12 protein-coding genes and 2 pseudogenes are annotated in these 14,851 nt (G+C 65.6%); 7 read left to right on the top strand and 7 right to left on the bottom strand.

The genetic code is table 11. From position 1 onward, the window contains the following. Positions 1-725: 725 nt before the first annotated feature. The 3 genes from MKK88_RS13865 to MKK88_RS13855 form a co-directional block, all read right to left on the bottom strand. Positions 726-1,058, bottom strand: coding sequence for an integration host factor subunit beta (locus tag MKK88_RS13865; RefSeq protein ID WP_244000586.1), 333 nt, complete (start codon positions 1,056-1,058; stop codon positions 726-728). Between the two features lie 513 nt (positions 1,059-1,571). After that, the gene (locus MKK88_RS13860) at positions 1,572-1,772 is read right to left on the bottom strand and encodes a hypothetical protein (protein ID WP_244000584.1); all 201 of its coding nucleotides are present in this window, start codon (positions 1,770-1,772) and stop codon (positions 1,572-1,574) included. A gap of 102 nt (positions 1,773-1,874) precedes the next feature. After that, positions 1,875-2,474: a DUF2059 domain-containing protein gene (locus MKK88_RS13855; RefSeq protein WP_244000582.1), complete on the bottom strand. Its 600-nt coding sequence runs from the start codon at positions 2,472-2,474 to the stop codon at positions 1,875-1,877. Between the two features lie 323 nt (positions 2,475-2,797). On the opposite strand from MKK88_RS13855, the gene MKK88_RS13850 reads away from it, so the two are divergent. The 5 genes from MKK88_RS13850 (at position 2,798) to MKK88_RS13830 (ending at position 6,730) form a co-directional block, all read left to right on the top strand. Continuing rightward, the gene (locus tag MKK88_RS13850) at positions 2,798-3,337 is read left to right on the top strand and encodes a hypothetical protein (protein WP_244000580.1); all 540 of its coding nucleotides are present in this window, start codon (positions 2,798-2,800) and stop codon (positions 3,335-3,337) included. Between the two features lie 534 nt (positions 3,338-3,871). Then, the gene (locus MKK88_RS13845) at positions 3,872-4,132 is read left to right on the top strand and encodes a hypothetical protein (RefSeq protein ID WP_244000579.1); all 261 of its coding nucleotides are present in this window, start codon (positions 3,872-3,874) and stop codon (positions 4,130-4,132) included. Between the two features lie 174 nt (positions 4,133-4,306). Then, on the top strand, positions 4,307-4,597 hold the full coding sequence (locus tag MKK88_RS13840) for an HU family DNA-binding protein (RefSeq protein WP_244000577.1): 291 nt from the start codon (positions 4,307-4,309) through the stop codon (positions 4,595-4,597). 152 nt (positions 4,598-4,749) lie between these two features. Further along, positions 4,750-5,910: a YihY/virulence factor BrkB family protein gene (locus tag MKK88_RS13835; RefSeq protein WP_244000588.1), complete on the top strand. Its 1,161-nt coding sequence runs from the start codon at positions 4,750-4,752 to the stop codon at positions 5,908-5,910. A 406-nt stretch (positions 5,911-6,316) separates the two neighbouring features. After that, on the top strand, positions 6,317-6,730 hold the full coding sequence (locus tag MKK88_RS13830) for a helix-turn-helix domain-containing protein (protein ID WP_244000575.1): 414 nt from the start codon (positions 6,317-6,319) through the stop codon (positions 6,728-6,730). On the opposite strand, the gene MKK88_RS13825 is transcribed toward MKK88_RS13830, so the two are convergent. Together MKK88_RS13825 and MKK88_RS13820 are read right to left on the bottom strand one after the other, a co-directional pair. Next, positions 6,727-6,987: a hypothetical protein gene (locus tag MKK88_RS13825; RefSeq protein ID WP_244000573.1), complete on the bottom strand. Its 261-nt coding sequence runs from the start codon at positions 6,985-6,987 to the stop codon at positions 6,727-6,729. The genes MKK88_RS13830 and MKK88_RS13825 overlap by 4 nt on opposite strands. Positions 6,988-7,833: 846 nt before the next feature. Continuing rightward, a protein-coding gene (locus tag MKK88_RS13820; RefSeq protein WP_244000572.1) for an IS3 family transposase occupies positions 7,834-8,936 on the bottom strand; the annotation gives its coding sequence in 2 pieces (ribosomal slippage) (positions 7,834-8,675 and positions 8,675-8,936; 1,104 coding nt in all). A 344-nt stretch (positions 8,937-9,280) separates the two neighbouring features. Here MKK88_RS13820 and MKK88_RS13815 point away from each other — a divergent pair. Further along, positions 9,281-9,645, top strand: a pseudogene (locus MKK88_RS13815) (response regulator). 109 nt (positions 9,646-9,754) lie between these two features. Further along, positions 9,755-12,181 (top strand): PAS domain-containing sensor histidine kinase, encoded by a 2,427-nt coding sequence (locus MKK88_RS13810; RefSeq protein WP_244000570.1) that lies wholly within the window; start codon positions 9,755-9,757, stop codon positions 12,179-12,181. A gap of 103 nt (positions 12,182-12,284) precedes the next feature. Here the strand turns inward: MKK88_RS13810 and MKK88_RS13805 are convergent, their stop codons facing one another. Together MKK88_RS13805 and MKK88_RS13800 are read right to left on the bottom strand one after the other, a co-directional pair. Continuing rightward, the gene (locus tag MKK88_RS13805) at positions 12,285-14,261 is read right to left on the bottom strand and encodes a hybrid sensor histidine kinase/response regulator (RefSeq protein WP_244000568.1); all 1,977 of its coding nucleotides are present in this window, start codon (positions 14,259-14,261) and stop codon (positions 12,285-12,287) included. 30 nt (positions 14,262-14,291) lie between these two features. Further along, positions 14,292-14,711: pseudogene (locus MKK88_RS13800) on the bottom strand (transglutaminase-like domain-containing protein); the annotation flags it as partial. Positions 14,712-14,851: the final 140 nt, after the last annotated feature.

Below are 14,851 nucleotides of genomic sequence, written 5' to 3'. Positions count from 1 at the left end.
GGTGTCGAGCGAGAACTCGTAGAACAGGGCACCCTGCTCGACTTGCCGAGGTCCCATCATCTGCTTCGATCTCCGTCTCTCGACAGGAGTGAATCACCTCATCACAACCGCTGCAACACCCGAGTTTTTCAACAGAATCGGTCGATAGCTGCCGGCGACGAGTTGCTGCGGTGTCCCGATCCTGAGATAGTTGCTACCCGTACTTGGCCTCGCTGAGCCGATACCCCGGCAAGCGCGGCAGCACTATGTCATCGGATTGCCGCCGCATGAGCGTGACGGCTATCGGAAGCGACGCCTATAATCGCCTGGATGCTTCGCCGGACCTGCCAAAACCCGAGCAACTGCCACGCCGCTGGCCGTGGCGGTCCCTGCCGAACCTGCGACGCGGAGGCGATCGCACGGCGCGCCGTGATGCTACGCGAGCGCATCACCGCGAACCGAGCCGAGGGGCGTTCGCCGTATGCCGAGCGCTCCGATACGGCAACGCGAACGCAGGCAGCCGATCACCTCCGTTGAACAGGTTCGGTCAACGGAAGAGTTCTGTGGGCGGCAGCTTCGATCCTACGGGGCGGAGGGGCATCGCACCCACGCTCGCCCTCTACAGCTGAGGGGCATATCTGCGGGCGAGCGTGGTGGTCGACCGAAGCCGACACAATAGGCCTACGCCTCGCCTGTAAGTTGCGCAATAGCGTATATTGTTTCGACTTCCGATTGCATCGCGGGTATCAATCTGATGTGTACATGGTCGCCGCAGTAGATGCGGCATGAGGTCTGGCAGCCTTAGGGTTCAGCCGCGCCTGCATGGCCTTGCCTAGCTTGAAATGCACGCTCCGCTTGGCCGGTACGAGGACCTTCTGGCCCGAGCGCGGGTTGCGGCCGGTACGCGCGTCGCGGTCTCGTACTGTAAAAGCGCCGAAATCGCGCAGCTCAACGCGGTCGCCGTCCGCCAGGGCGTCAGCGATCCGGTCGAGGATGGGGTGGACCACCCGCTCGACGTCCTTGGCGTATAGGTGCGGGTTCTGCTCCGTGATGCGGGCGACAAGCTCGGATCGGATCATGGTCAGCGTAGCGGGTACATACGCTGAGCGCGACCCTGGCTTGCCGCGTGGGTAATGCCGCCGGAGGCTCCGCACGGATAGGTATTCCCTTCCTCCCAAGAGACCCCTTGAACCCGCGCGGCATCTGCTGAAGCGGGTTTTCTTTTGCTATTTTAACGCCTGCGGGTGCGGTGACGGCGTGCCGGTGTAGCCGTTGGCCTGCCGCGGGCATCCGTTGTGCGACCTCCTGTGTGACATGGAGCGGCGGACGTTGGGTCCGCTGTAGGCCCCGAGGATCATCACCTGCCCATGGCATGCCGGGCAGCGTTTCACATCCATCGGATGGTTGATCGCAGCCTCATCCAGGCTAACGGCGCACCACGCCCCATCAATCTGCACTTCGCAGGTCAGAGCATCTCGCTTTGTCATGTCCGCGGGGTGCCACGTGGTGGCGGTCGAGACCAGGGTAGTAGCGTCACACCGGTCGAGTCTTCGTCCTAATGCAGATCGCGGGATGCCAAGAGCAGCGGCAGCTCAAGACGCAGTCGGATGCGCCGACATGACGGCAGCGGCCAGCACGGTCCGGAACGCCTTCTCCTGCGGCCCTGAGCGGTCGACCGCACCGAAGGCCGGCGTGGCGTTCACGAGCGCCGCGATGTCGATACTGTGCCCACTGGCAAACCGGTAGGGGCCGGCTGCCGGATCCCGCAGGTAGAGGTCAATCGCGGCGACCACCTCCTGGCTCGTAATGATGCCGGCTTTGCGCAGGTCGGCGACAGTCGGTGGTCCGGGAGGCATAGGCGCGCTGATCATTCCCTGACGTTGATACACCCGTGCTCAGTGTGGCTTTGCCTGTCCGCCCGGCGCCCATCCATGCGCTTGGACCGCCTTGGCGATCTTGCCCTGCATCTCAGGCATCACCGACTGCATCCACTGCTGCATACCAGTCAGCTGCACCTGCGCGAGTTGCGGCTGCGCTGCAACGAGGTGCTTGCCGGCGGGGGTAGCGTAGAAAGCCGCGATGGCCTGCAGATCGTCCTTGCTGAGGACTGTGGCGAAGCCGCGGGCCTGCAAGTCGAGCAGTTCGTCGTAGTGCGCGGTCAGCGTCGGTAGCACGACCTCCTGAACCAACACCTGCGCCTTATCGGGCTCCTTGATGCCGATCTGCTGCATCATGCCGACCATCGGCCCGGCCATGGCGTTGAGCGTCGCGGTTCGGTCGCCCTGCATCTGCGCGACAGTCTCCCGCGCGACTTTCACCAGAGCCGGATCCGGGGTGGTCGGAGGAACGGGCTTCTGGGCCGGTTGGGCGAAGACAGCGCAAGGCAGCGCAGCTCCGAGGCACAGGCCGGCGAGAACGGTCGAGAGGCGCATGAGACGGTCCGCTGCTGTGGTGACGCGATCCGACCTTGTCTCCGACCGCTGGTTCAGCAGCATACGGCGGCGGCGATCGATGTCGACTGCTGGGATGCCAAAGTTGACTTAACCGTGCGGCCCAGCCGACATGGGCGGTCACGGCCGCGCCAGCCCTAGCGAGTCGCGGCCGCCATTCAGGAGACCATCGCCGCGAGATAGACCCTGAAAAGCCAACAGCCCCTTCCCGGCAAGGAAGAGGCTGCTGAAAACCTGGGGCCTAGTGGGGCCGGTGATACGTCCCCCACAACGCATGAACTCCCGCCGGGAGTCAAGACGGAACCTGTTTCCGTCAACGGGAAGGCTTTGCCTGGACCCTAGCCGCGGCCCGTGAGGGACCGGGTTCGATGTTTCACGCCACCATGCGGTCGGCGATCGAGGCCGCGCGCACGCTCGCGCAGCTCGACAGCCTGTCGCGCACCATCTGGCAGGCTCACGCCGCCGAGACCATCACCGATGAGGAGGCGCAGGGCCTAGCCGAGCTGCTGCACACCCGCAGCAGCGCCGTGCGCGATACCGTGGCGCCCGTCGGCATCCCGCTCGGCCGTGTGACGCTGTTCCCGCCCAAGCCCTATCAGCGGGCTCCTGAGCGATCCGTGGCGATCGAGCGCCGCCGTCGGCTGGCGTGTTCCGGCCCGATGCCGCCCGCTCTCGCGTCGAGGTTCACCACCGGGCAACTCGCGGTCCTGCGGATCGTCGGGGACGAGATGGCCCGCAACGGCGCCTGCGGGCTGTGTAGCTTCGCTAGCGGACACAGCCTCGACCTGGCGGCGCTCGTGAATGCGTCACCGGCCTTCGCGATAGTTGAGCAGTCCGGGCAACGCGAGAGCGCGTTCAGGATAGTGCTGGCGGCGGCCATCATGGCAGCACATCCGACCCCACCGTGATCCTCGCCCGTTGGCCCCGCGCCGATCTGCTCATAGGTCGGGGGAACGCCGCGCCTTCTGGCGCTGGAGCTAGCGTTCGGTACACTGGTGGACGATGCACAAACTCGCGCCCAGCAGCCTCTCTCGCCTACAGGCCCTCTCGACGCTGGGACCGCGCTTCTATCAAATCTCCGTCTCCATGCGACGGCTGGAGACCCTCGGCCTGGTCGCAGGCACTGGCCGATCGGATCCGGCAGCCAACAGCGTCGAGTACGAGATCACCGACGCGGGCCGCGTCGAGCTTGAAGAGCGGTACGGGCCATCCCCGCCAGCGCTTACAAACATCTGAGGCTCAACCTCATCGCTATCCGTTTACCGGGCGGGGGAGCGTCTGAGTTCACCAGCGATGAGCCCAGGCGATACGCAATGCGGCTAAGGGACAAGATGCACGCGACCGGCTATCGGGCCGTCGGTGAACCAGCGTTGGAGGCGTCCCAGGCCGGGATCATTCCTGGTAGGCGCGCTCCGAAAAGCGAGCACGAAGGCAGGCTAGGAATGAGCGAGGAAAACTGCGAGTTCGAACACTCTTCTCTATCCGGTCCCGTCACGCGGGATGGCGAAACGGTCGAGGTCGAGATCTATCGCTTTCCAGGCATGCCGGAATGTTGGCGCATGGAGGTGGTTCACACCTCCGGCTGCATCCGCTGGGACAACACGTTCGCAACCGATGCGGATGCACGTGCCGCCTTTGATGCGATGGTCGACGCTATTGGCATAGCGTCCTTCGTCGGCAATCGGCCCAGGGCGTGGAACTGATCGCGGGGTCGCGACACGAAAGAGCCCGCCGCGGCGAACCGGGCGGGCGAGGTAAGGGAGGCGCCCCGAATGGCTTCCGGACGTCGAAGGCATTTCTCACGCGAGATTGTTAATGAAACCTTAGCTTGCCCCCGTGCGGTTGCTCCTCGATGAGCGTCACGGCATCTGTGGCCCATGATCCGGTCCGAGCTCGTCCTCCGCATGGCGGCGCAGAACCCACACCTCTACGCTAAGGACGTCGAGCTGGGGGGCGACGCCATCCTCGACAGGATGGCCGGCGCTCTCGCGGAGGGCGACCGCGTAGAGCTGCGCGACTTCGGCACATTCGGAATACGGGATTGTGAGGCGCGCACCAGCCGCAACCCGCGGTCGGGTGAGAACGTCGCCGTCGCGGCCAAGCGGGTCGTGCACTTCAAGCCGGGCAAAACGTTGCGTGCGCGGCTGAACCTCAGGCCGGCGGATTAGAAGTGCGAGGTGGGAGCGCCTGATACAGGTCTCTTGTGCGTTCTACTTGGCCTTAACCCCAGGATTAACGTAGCATTTCCTGCAACGCGGTTTGACGGCTCGTCGTTACGGCGGCGATCTTCAGCGTCCGTTTGCAAGGCAGCGATCCAACCATGGCTCCTCTCTCCTCGAACCCAGGACCGTCCCGCGAGCCTGGGGGACAAGCCTCGATGGTTTGGACGCTGGCACTCGCCACCGCGCTCCTCGGCCTCGTAGCGCTCCCGCGCCGCTCCGCCACGGCCAGACCCAACAGCACCGAGGGTGACGGCAATGCGCGGCAAGCGTCACCCTCTCATTCCGGGCGCGAGGCCCACGAGGTAGCACGGAACCAGGCCGACCGCGGCCGCCAGGCGTCGAAGCCCACCGAGATCCCGGCTAAGGGCTGGAAGGACATCGCGCTGCGTACCTACCGGGATGTCGGCGAGAACCGGATCATGCTGGTCTCGGCCGGTGTCACCTTCTTCGCGCTGCTGGCGATCTTCCCCGCGGTGGCAGCCCTGGTGTCCGTCTACGGCCTCGTAGCCGATGCCTCGACCATCAACGACCAACTTGTCAGCCTGCAGGGCATCCTGCCTCAGGGGGCGCTCGACATCGTGGGCGAACAGATCAAAGCGCTGGACCAGAAAGGCAACGCCACGCTGGGGTTGAGCCTGATCATCGGCATCGCCCTGTCAGTGTGGAGTGCCAACGGCGGCATGAAGCACATCTTCGACGCGCTCAATCTCGTCTACAACGAGCGCGAGAAGCGCAACTTCGTCGTGCTCAACCTCGTCTCGCTGGCGTTTACCGCCGGCGCGTTGGTGTTCCTGATCCTGGCGCTCGCCGCAGTCGTTGTGCTTCCGGTCGTGTTCGAGTTCATCGGCATCGGCAAGGATGCGTGGTGGCTCGCCTTGCTGCGCTGGCCGCTACTCCTGCTCGCGGTGCTCGGCGGCTTGGCGGTGTTGTACCGCTATGGCCCGAGCCGCGATGCGCCCCGCTGGCGTTGGGTCACCGGCGGTAGCGCCGTCGCGGCGGTACTTTGGCTCGGAGGCTCGCTGCTGTTTTCATGGTATGTCGCCAACTTCGGCAGCTACAACAAGACCTACGGCTCGCTTGGCGCGGCGATCGGCTTCATGACCTGGATCTGGATTTCGACGACGATAGTGCTGCTCGGCGCCCAGGTGAACGCCGAGATGGAACATCAGACCGCTGAGGACACGACGGTGGGCGAGCCTCAGCCTCTCGGCACGCGGGGAGCGAAAATGGCCGATAGCGTCGGAGCGGCTGCAGAGTAGCTCTTCTCCAAGGCTTCGGGGCTGGACCCATTCTCCTGGCCCTCACTCTAAGCGGAGCGCTGGGCATATGGCGAGCGCCCCTCAGTTCGGTTCGCGACGATGCGCTGACGCAGGATCACGGCGTGACGCGCGATCGCGTCCGCGTCGCAGGTTCGGCAAGGGCCGCCGCGGCCGGCAGCAGAGCAATTGTTTGGGGTCTGGCAGGACCGACGCGGCATCGCGCCTTCATAGCTGATTGAGCGCGTCCGATCACGGACCTGTTACCTTGGCATGCCACATCCGACAGTAGTGTTGCCTCGTCACGATTGCGGTTGCACCGTACGATCGTATACAATCCTCAGGTGCGTAACGGACCGCGCGTACACAGCGACGGCCCCTCACCCGTCGCGCTGAGGCTACCCCCACGATGACGATGAAAGCGCCGAAATCGACTACCGACATTGACCGCACGATTGGCGGCCGTGTTGCGACACTACGGGTCGCGCGAGGCATGAGCCAGACCGCGCTGGGCGAAGCCATCGGCGTCAGCTTCCAGCAGGTGCAGAAGTACGAGAAGGGCCGCAACCGCATCGGTGCCGGGCGGCTGCAGACAATAGCCGATCTGCTGAAGGTGCCGGTCGAGACGTTCTTCGCTGACCGGATGATGGACGGTATCGATAGAGAGGATGTTCGGACGGTTTACGACGATCCGCAAGTCATGCAGTTGGTTACGGCTTTCATGAGTATCACAGATGAGATCATGCGCGAAAACGTGCTCTCGATTGTGACAACTGTCGCCAAAATTCAGCTGACGAATATCAAACAAGCGCTAAAGAATTAGTGTAGATCATCGCCATCAGAGTCAAGATCAACTGAGACCATCGCCATCTCCGAAGCGATGATCCGACCCACCTCCGCAAGTAGGATCTGCAGCTTGGGACGCAGCCTTGCTGCGCTTGCAGGGTCTAGATCCTCGAGTAGATCCCACAGTACCAGCGCCTGACCGGCGAATCGGTCCAGGTTGAGCTGCTCGTCCTCATCCTCAGTCGTTAGATCGATCTTATCTTCGCTGTCACCATCCATATGTTTGTCGACCATCTGGCTGCAGACCTGATAGATGCACACCCTCTGGTCGCACAGCCCAGCTCGGAACTCCAACTCTGCGGCCAAGGCATGGTGTGCTGCGCTGTTGCGGCCTCTTGCTGCTGACAAGCTTACGCGTGCTGACGGAACCGCTGCTGCGCAGCACGCATCCGTACCACGAGAAGGAGGTCGTGCAGCCGCACGCTGACCAAAATGATTCGAGCCAGCCATCACCGCCCCTGGGTGCATCTCCCTGCACCGCTACGTGGTCAACAGCTGGAACGCTGGTTGCTCAAGAATGAGCCTGATACCGCCGCCTCGTCCACCTGCGGGCGCAGGTTGCAACTGAATACAATATTTCGGATTGGTTGCAGGACTGGGAGGATCGGCAGTTCGCGCCCGCACCAAGGGTACGTCGTTTGCCTGACGCAGCGTGATACGATGGCATCATCCAAATCCCCCTTTAGCCTGTTGGTCCGCAGGCTGGGAGGCCGCGCATTGCTGCCGGACGCAGATGAGCGCGCGATCCTTGGTTTGCCGCTCATTATCCGGACGATCGAAGCCTCTCGGGACATCAAATACGAAGGTGGCACGTCGGCCCATTGCTGCGTGATCCTGGACGGATGGACGGCGTCAGATCTTGTCGATCCATGTGCCCGGCGATCTACCGGATCTGCAGAGCCTGCATCTGCCCATGGCTGATTTGGGCATGGCCGCGGTGACGCGTTCCTTCGTCGCGTTCGTGCCGCACGCCGACCTCCGGAGGTTGTCCAATCAGCACCTAGCCTGCCCCCGTTCGGTGGCCCATGTTCGAAGTTAGTGCGCAGTAGGCTGGAGTTGACCCGGTTTATGGTCCACGACCTATGCAAGTTCTCGGGCTGTGACAGCTTGGTTGGCGAAGGCTCGGGGCGTCAAGCCGCCCATGGCCGTATGGGGTCGATCTTCGTTGTCGTGGCACCTCCAGTCCTCGATGCGTTCACGGGCATCGGCCAGCGATAGGAACCACGAAGCGTTCAGGCATTCCGCCCGTAGGCGGCCGTTGAACGCTTCGATGTAGGCGTTGTCGGTCGGCTTACCCGGTCGGGAGAAGTCGATCTCGACCCCGTTCAGGTAGGCCCATCGGTCAAGCATGCGCCCGGCGAACTCCGGCCCATTTTCAACCCGTAGGCTCTTTGGACGACCGCGGAGCTTCACCAGTGCGTCCAGGGCCTCGGTCACCAGGAAGGCGCGGAAGTTAGCTCTCGGTGTGAGCGAGAGCGCCTCTCGCGTATGGCAATCGACGACCGTCAGGATCCGGAACGGACGCCCGTCGAACAGGCGGTCGGACATGAAGTCCATCGCCCAAACCTCGTTTGGACGTCCGATCGCGGGCCGCCCTTGTCGGTAGCGCCAGGCCCGTTTGCGCTTGGGCAGCTTGGGCCGGATCGACAGCCCTTCGTCCCGGTAGATCCGGTATGTGCGCTTGTGATTCACCACCCAGCCCTCCCGTCGCAACAGGATGTGCAGCCGCCGGTAGCCATAGCGCACCCGTGCAGCAGCGAGCTCCTTCAGCTGCATGCGCAGAGCTACCTGCGGATCGGCGCGCTTGCGGTAACGCTGAGACGAACGGCCGAAGCCGGTGGCCTGACAGGCCCGACGCTCGCTGATGTCATAGGCCACCTGCAGGTGACCGGCGACCTCACGGCGAGCGGCGGGCCTCACCACTTTCGCTTGAGCACGTCCTGCAGCATGGAGCGGTCCAGTGTCAGGTCAGCCACCAGCCGCTTGAGCTTGCTGTTCTCGTCCTCCAGCTGCTTCAGCCGCCGGATCTCCGGCACCCCCATGCCGACGAACTGCTTCTTCCAGCGATAAAATGTCGGCTCGGACACACCCATCTTCCGGCAGATCTCGTCCACCGTCGCACCGTTCTCCGCCTGCCGCAGGGCAAAGGCGATCTGCTCGTTCGTGAAGAGTTTGCGAGGCATGGCATCCACCCTCCTTCAGGGTTCAGGATGCCCGAAAAACTTGCGCTCGACGCGGACCAGTTTGCTGGGTCAGGGTCACCCGGGGGCCGCGTCGCCGTCGACTGGCGACTCGACGGCGAATGCGAGGCCAGGGAGGTCACGTTCGATTGGGCCGAGCGGGGCGGGCCGCCGGTCGCCCCGCCGGCGGGCGGCGGCCGCAAGGGGTTCGGGTCCCGTCTGATCGGCCTCGGGCTCGTTGGAACGGGGGGGGGACCTCCGTTACCCCCCGTCCGGGTTCCAGGCGACGATGCGCGCGCCCCTCGTCCAGTTGCAGCATTCCTGAGGAGGTGGGTTTGGGTCAGGCGATGCCCCCGGCGAGCTTGGTCGTCCTCGTGGTCGAGGACGAGCCCCTGCAGCGCATGATGGCTGTGGACCTGGTCGAGGATGCCGGGTTCGAGGCCGTTCATGTGGCCAGCGCCGCCGAAGCCGTGCGCATCCTTGAGGGCCGGCCGGACATCCGCGTGGTGTTCACCGACATCGACATGCCGGGTGGCCTGAACGGGATGCAGTTCGCGGTCGCCGTCCGAGACCGCTGGCCCCCATCGAGTTCATCATCGTCTCCGGCAAGCGCAAGCTGCGGCCAGAGGAGCTGCCGGCGCGAGGCGTGTTCTTCCAGAAGCCGTACAAGCGGGACGAGGTCACGGCCACGATGCGACGGATGATGGCTTGAGGCGAAAATCCCGGGGACCGTGACGCCGCGGCAGGGGAGCAGAGCGCTCGCGGGATAGTTGTGATACCGGCGGCCAGGGTCGGTGGCCCATGGCCGGGAACGGGAAACGATGGAAGGCGAGGTCGAGGAACTGCGGCGACTGCTCCGCGGGGCGAACGCCGAGATCGAGCGCTTGCGGGGTAAAGGGGTATACGTCCATGCGCCGCGGGAGGGGCAGCGCACCTCGGCGGCCGCCACGGACCTGCTGTTCACGGCGGCGGAAAAGACCCGCATGCCGCAGATCGTCACCGACCCGAACTTGCCTGACAACCCCATCGTGTTCGCGAACAGGGCGTTCCAGGAACTCTGCGGTTACAGCGCCGAGGAGTTGATCGGTCGCAACTGCCGCTTCCTCCAGGGACCGGGCACCGACGCGAGAGACGTGGCGAAGGTTCGCGACGCCGTCGCGGCACGGCGGGACGTCGTGGTAGAGTTGGTGAACTACCACCGGGACGGCACGCCGTTCCTGAACGAGCTCTACGTCAGTCCGGTTTTCTCGCCGGATGGGGAGCTACGGTACTTCTTCGCCAGCCAGCTCGACGTCACGCGCTTCCGAACCGAGGAGGAGCGGCTCGCCGAGAGCGAGGCGCGGTACCAGGCCCTGTTCGCCGCCGTCGACGCGGGCTTCTGCATCGTCGAGATGAGGTTCGACGCCGGGGGCCACGCGGCCGACTACCGCTTCCTGGAGGTGAACCCGGCCTTCGAGCGGCACACCGGCATCAGGAATGCGACCGGACGCTGGATCAGCGAAGTCGTCCCGGGCCTCGAACGGTCGTGGTTCGACGCCTACGGCGAGGTTGTGATGACGGGGGCGTCGAGGCGGTTCGAGAGCGGCGCGGTCGCGCTAGGCCGATGGTTCGACGTCCACGCCCTGCGTGTCGGGGAACCTGCACGCCGCCAGGTTGCCATCCTGTTCAACGACATCACGGACCGCCGCAACCTTGAGGACCACCTCGCCTCGGCCGCCCGTGAGCGAACCGAGGAGCGTGACACCCTTTGGCGCGCGAGCCGCGACCTGCTTGTCGTCTGCGGCTACGATGGCCTGTACCGGGCGGTGAACCCGGCCTGGACGGATACCCTCGGATGGTCGTCCGAGGAGTTGGTCGGCGGTCAATTCGACGTCCTCGTCCACCCCGATGACCGGGAGATGACCGAGCGGGCGTTCGAGCGGGTCGTGGCCACGGGCGAGCTCGACGACATCGACCTGCGCCTCAGGGCGAAGGACGGAGGTTACCGCTGGGTCTCATGGAACGTGGTCCCCCGCGACGACCATTTCTACGCCTCGGGCCGGGACGTGACCGACCGGAGAGCCCTGGAGGAACAACTCCGTCAGTCTCAAAAGCTGGAGGCCGTCGGGCAGTTGACCGGGGGGGTCGCGCACGACTTCAACAACCTGCTCACAGTGATCAAATCCTCCACCGACCTGCTCCGGCGCCCGAACCTGGCCTCGGACCGGCGCGATCGCTACGTCGGGGCGATCTCTGACACCGTCGACCGCGCCGCGAAGCTTACCGGGCAGCTCCTCGCCTTCGCGAGGCGCCAGGCGCTCAAGCCCGAGGTGTTCGACGTCGGGCGCAGCGTCGCCTCGGTTTCCGAGATGGTCGGGACGCTGACGGGCGCGCGCATCACGGTAACGACTTGCATCGAGCCGTTCCGCGAAGCGGCGGGACGGGAATCGCCGTGCCTCGTCGATGCCGATCCGAGCCAGTTCGACACGGCGCTCGTCAACATGGTCGTGAACGCTCGGGATGCGATGAACGGCGAGGGCCGGCTCGACATCCGCGTGCGCCCGGCAGACGTCATCCCGGCCGTGCGCGCCCACGCCGCCGTGCCGGGAGACTACGTGGCGGTGTCCATCGCCGACACTGGTACCGGCATCGACGCCGACGTGCTCGACCGGATCTTCGAGCCGTTCTTCACGACCAAGGGCGTAGGTCAGGGTACCGGACTCGGCTTGAGCCAGGTCTTCGGCTTCGCCAAGCAGTCGGGCGGCGAGGTCGTGGTCCGGAGCCAGGCGGGACGCGGCACCACGTTCACGATCTATCTGCCGCGGGCGCGCCAAGCCGCGGTCGGGGGGCCACAGGAGCATGAGCCTGCACCGTTGGCGGAGGGGCACGGCACCTGCGTGCTCGTCGTGGAGGACAACTTGGACGTTGGCTCCTTCGCGAACCAGGCGCTCGCCGAGCTTGGGTACGAGACCGTCTGGGCCACGGACGCCGAGAAGGCGCTGGCCGAGATCGAGCACGTCCCCTTCCGCTTCGAGGTGGTGTTCACCGACGTGGTGATGCCCGGCATGAACGGCATCGCCCTGGCCCGCGAGATCCGAAGGCGGCATCCGGACCTGCCGGTGGTGCTTACGTCGGGCTACAGCGACGTGCTCGCCGAGGAGGGCAGCCACGGCTTCGAGTTGCTGCGCAAGCCGTACTCGGTCGCGGACCTATCGCGCGTCCTGCGCCTGGCTGTCGAGCGCACTGAGGCGGCCCGGGGCGAACGGTAGGCAGGTCATCGAAAAAGGGGGGCGATCAGGAAACGAGGGCGTGGCTGGTCGTCCTCCGGTTTTCCTGTCCGCCCCGCGCCTAACTCGATACTCGAAAATTGCATCAAGTCCTGCCGGCATCATGCCGTTCGGGGGCGTGTCCGAGCCGGTCGACCTCGGCGACCAGGGACTGCAGGCTCGCGTCGCCCTTACGCAGCACACGGTCCGCCCCCGCAAGCCTGCGCCGCTCCTCGCCCGACACGTCGCGGGCGCTGAGCACGACGACCGGGATGTCCTCGCAGCCCGGCCGGGACCGCATCTCGTGCAGGAACGTAAACCCGTCCATCACCGGCATCGTCAGGTCGAGCAGCACCACGCGAGGCCTTGCCTCGGCTACGCGTTCGAGGGCCTCCGTGCCGTCGCCGGCCTCACGCACCGCCCAGCCGTCGCGTTCGAGGACCGCGCGCAGTCGGCCGCGCATATCCGCGTCGTCGTCGACCACGAGGACGTCACCGGCCCCTGGGCCGAAGCGGTCGAGCACCCCCTTCAACCGCGCCCAATCCACGGGCTTGGGCAACGCGTCCGCTGCGCCCAGGGACGCGCTGAGGGCCGCGTCGGCCACGAAGCTCACCATCACGACCGGGATGTCCCGAGTGCCGTGGTCGGACTTCAGAGATGCCAGCACGGCCCAACCGTCAACATCCGGCATCATCACGTCGAGCAGAATGCCCCTCGGTATCAGAGCCCGGGCGAGGTCGAGGCCTGTGCGCCCGTCCGCGGCCGTGCGCACCGAGAAGCCTTGCCGCTGCAGGAAGCGGCCCATGAGGTCGCGCTGGCTCTCCTCGTCGTCAATGACGAGTATCAGCCCCCGCCCGCTTCCCTCCAGGGCCGTCGCGATCCCAGGCTCGTCCGACCCGGACTGAATATCGGGCTCGGGCAGGGTCGTCGGCACCGTTAGGATGAACCGAGTGCCGCGCTCGACCTCGCTCTCGACGGCGACGTCGCCCCCCAACAAGTTCGCGAACGCCTTGGTCAGTGCGAGGCCCAGCCCGGTGCCGCCGTACTTGCGCGTCGTGCTGCCGTCGGCCTGGACGAAGCGCTGGAACAGCCGCTCGACCTGCCCCGGGCTCATGCCGATGCCGGTGTCCTCGACGGCGAGAACGAGGCCGTCCTCTGCGGGACCCGGTTCGCGGCGAGCCCGGAGCGTAATGGTGCCGCCCTCAGTGAACTTAGCGGCGTTCGACAGCAAATTGAACAGGCACTGGCGCAGCTTGGTCGCGTCTGTTCGGGCTAGGCCCAGCCCGTCGCCAAGGTCAAGGATGAGGCGGTTGCCCTTCTTCGCGACCAGGGCGTCGACCGTCCCTGCGGCGTCGCGAACGAACGCCTCGACGTCGATGTCCTCGGCGAAGGTGTCCATCCTGTTCGCCTCGACCTTGGATAGGTCGAGCACGTCGTTGATGAGGCCGAGCAGGTGCTTGGCGTTCGACTTGATCTTGCCGAGGTCCTTCAGCAGCCCGTCCTGGCCGAGCTCCTCCGCCTCCTCTTCCAGCATCTCGGAGTAGCCGATCACCGCCGAGAGCGGGGTGCGCAACTCGTGGGACATGTTGGCGAGGAAGCTGCTCTTGGCTCGGTTGGCGTCCTCGGCGGCTTCGCGCGCAGCCTCGGCGTCCCGGCGGGCGTCCTCAAGCTCCGCCTTTCCGACGCGCAGGCCGGCGTTGGCGGTGTCGAGGTGCCGGAGCGTCACCTCGCGCTCCAGCATGGTCCGACGCAGGGCGTCGCAGATCCAGACCATCGCGGCGCCGACCACGAGGTACTGCGCGAGGGCGATGACCTGCCCGGGGCTGAGCGAGACTGTCCCGTCGGACCGGCGGAAGAACCACGCCGCGGCCAGCAGCGAGGTAGCTACCGCGACCGCGCCGGGGCCCCGACCGAGGGCGAGCGTGATCAGGAACACGAGCGGCAGGTAGAGGAGGAACGGTGCGACGTCGAGCGGCGCCAGGAATCGGAGGAGGCTCGCGACGGCGACGGCGAGGACGGGCGACACGTAGCGGCCTACGGGGCCGAGGCCGTGGCTCGACAGGATGTCCATGAACCTGCGCACGCCCTAACCCCCTCGGCCGGTCGGTCCCCTTCAAACGCCGTCGACGACTTCGTCGGTGCGGACCGTGAACCCGGCGAGCGGCGCGGGGCCGAAGCTCGTCGTGATCGCGCAATCCATGGCGTCTCGTCCATATGCCATGACGATGCGGCCGATCCGGGGCCGGTTGTGCCGGGCGTCGAACGTGTACCAGCGCGGTCCCGCCGGGCCGTCGAGATAGACCTCGAACCACGCCGAGAAGTCCATCGGTGCGGGATCTTTGGGCACGCCGATGTCGCCGAGGTAGCCGGCGGCATAGCGTGCCGGGACGTTCATGCACCGGCATAGCGTGATGGCGAGGTGGGCGAAGTCGCGGCACACCCCGACCTGTTGGGCGTGGCCATCGAAGGCGCTGCGGGTGGCGTCGGCCTGCATGTAGTCGAAGCGCAGGCGGCCGTGCGCGTAGTCGACGATTGGCCTGCCCCCTGAAAAGTGGTCCTCCCTGAGGTATGGCTTTGAGCCATGTGGAGGATGTCGTCATGGGACGGAAGAAGCATACGGCTGAAGAGATCGTTGCTAAGCTGCGGCAGGTCGATGTCTTGATCTCGCAGGGT

This window comes from Methylobacterium sp. E-005, assembly GCF_022829725.1.
GTDB lineage: Bacteria > Pseudomonadota > Alphaproteobacteria > Rhizobiales > Beijerinckiaceae > Methylobacterium.
This window is presented reverse-complemented; position numbering and strand designations above follow the sequence as displayed.

Coding starts and splice junctions, on each gene's coding strand:
- MKK88_RS13865 (WP_244000586.1), bottom strand. CDS start 1,058: ATGATCCGATCCGAGCTTGTCGCCCGCATCACGGAGCAGAACCCGCAC.
- MKK88_RS13855 (WP_244000582.1), bottom strand. CDS start 2,474: ATGCTGCTGAACCAGCGGTCGGAGACAAGGTCGGATCGCGTCACCACA.
- MKK88_RS13850 (WP_244000580.1), top strand. CDS start 2,798: ATGTTTCACGCCACCATGCGGTCGGCGATCGAGGCCGCGCGCACGCTC.
- MKK88_RS13845 (WP_244000579.1), top strand. CDS start 3,872: ATGAGCGAGGAAAACTGCGAGTTCGAACACTCTTCTCTATCCGGTCCC.
- MKK88_RS13840 (WP_244000577.1), top strand. CDS start 4,307: ATGATCCGGTCCGAGCTCGTCCTCCGCATGGCGGCGCAGAACCCACAC.
- MKK88_RS13835 (WP_244000588.1), top strand. CDS start 4,750: ATGGCTCCTCTCTCCTCGAACCCAGGACCGTCCCGCGAGCCTGGGGGA.
- MKK88_RS13830 (WP_244000575.1), top strand. CDS start 6,317: ATGACGATGAAAGCGCCGAAATCGACTACCGACATTGACCGCACGATT.
- MKK88_RS13825 (WP_244000573.1), bottom strand. CDS start 6,987: ATGGTCGACAAACATATGGATGGTGACAGCGAAGATAAGATCGATCTA.
- MKK88_RS13810 (WP_244000570.1), top strand. CDS start 9,755: ATGGAAGGCGAGGTCGAGGAACTGCGGCGACTGCTCCGCGGGGCGAAC.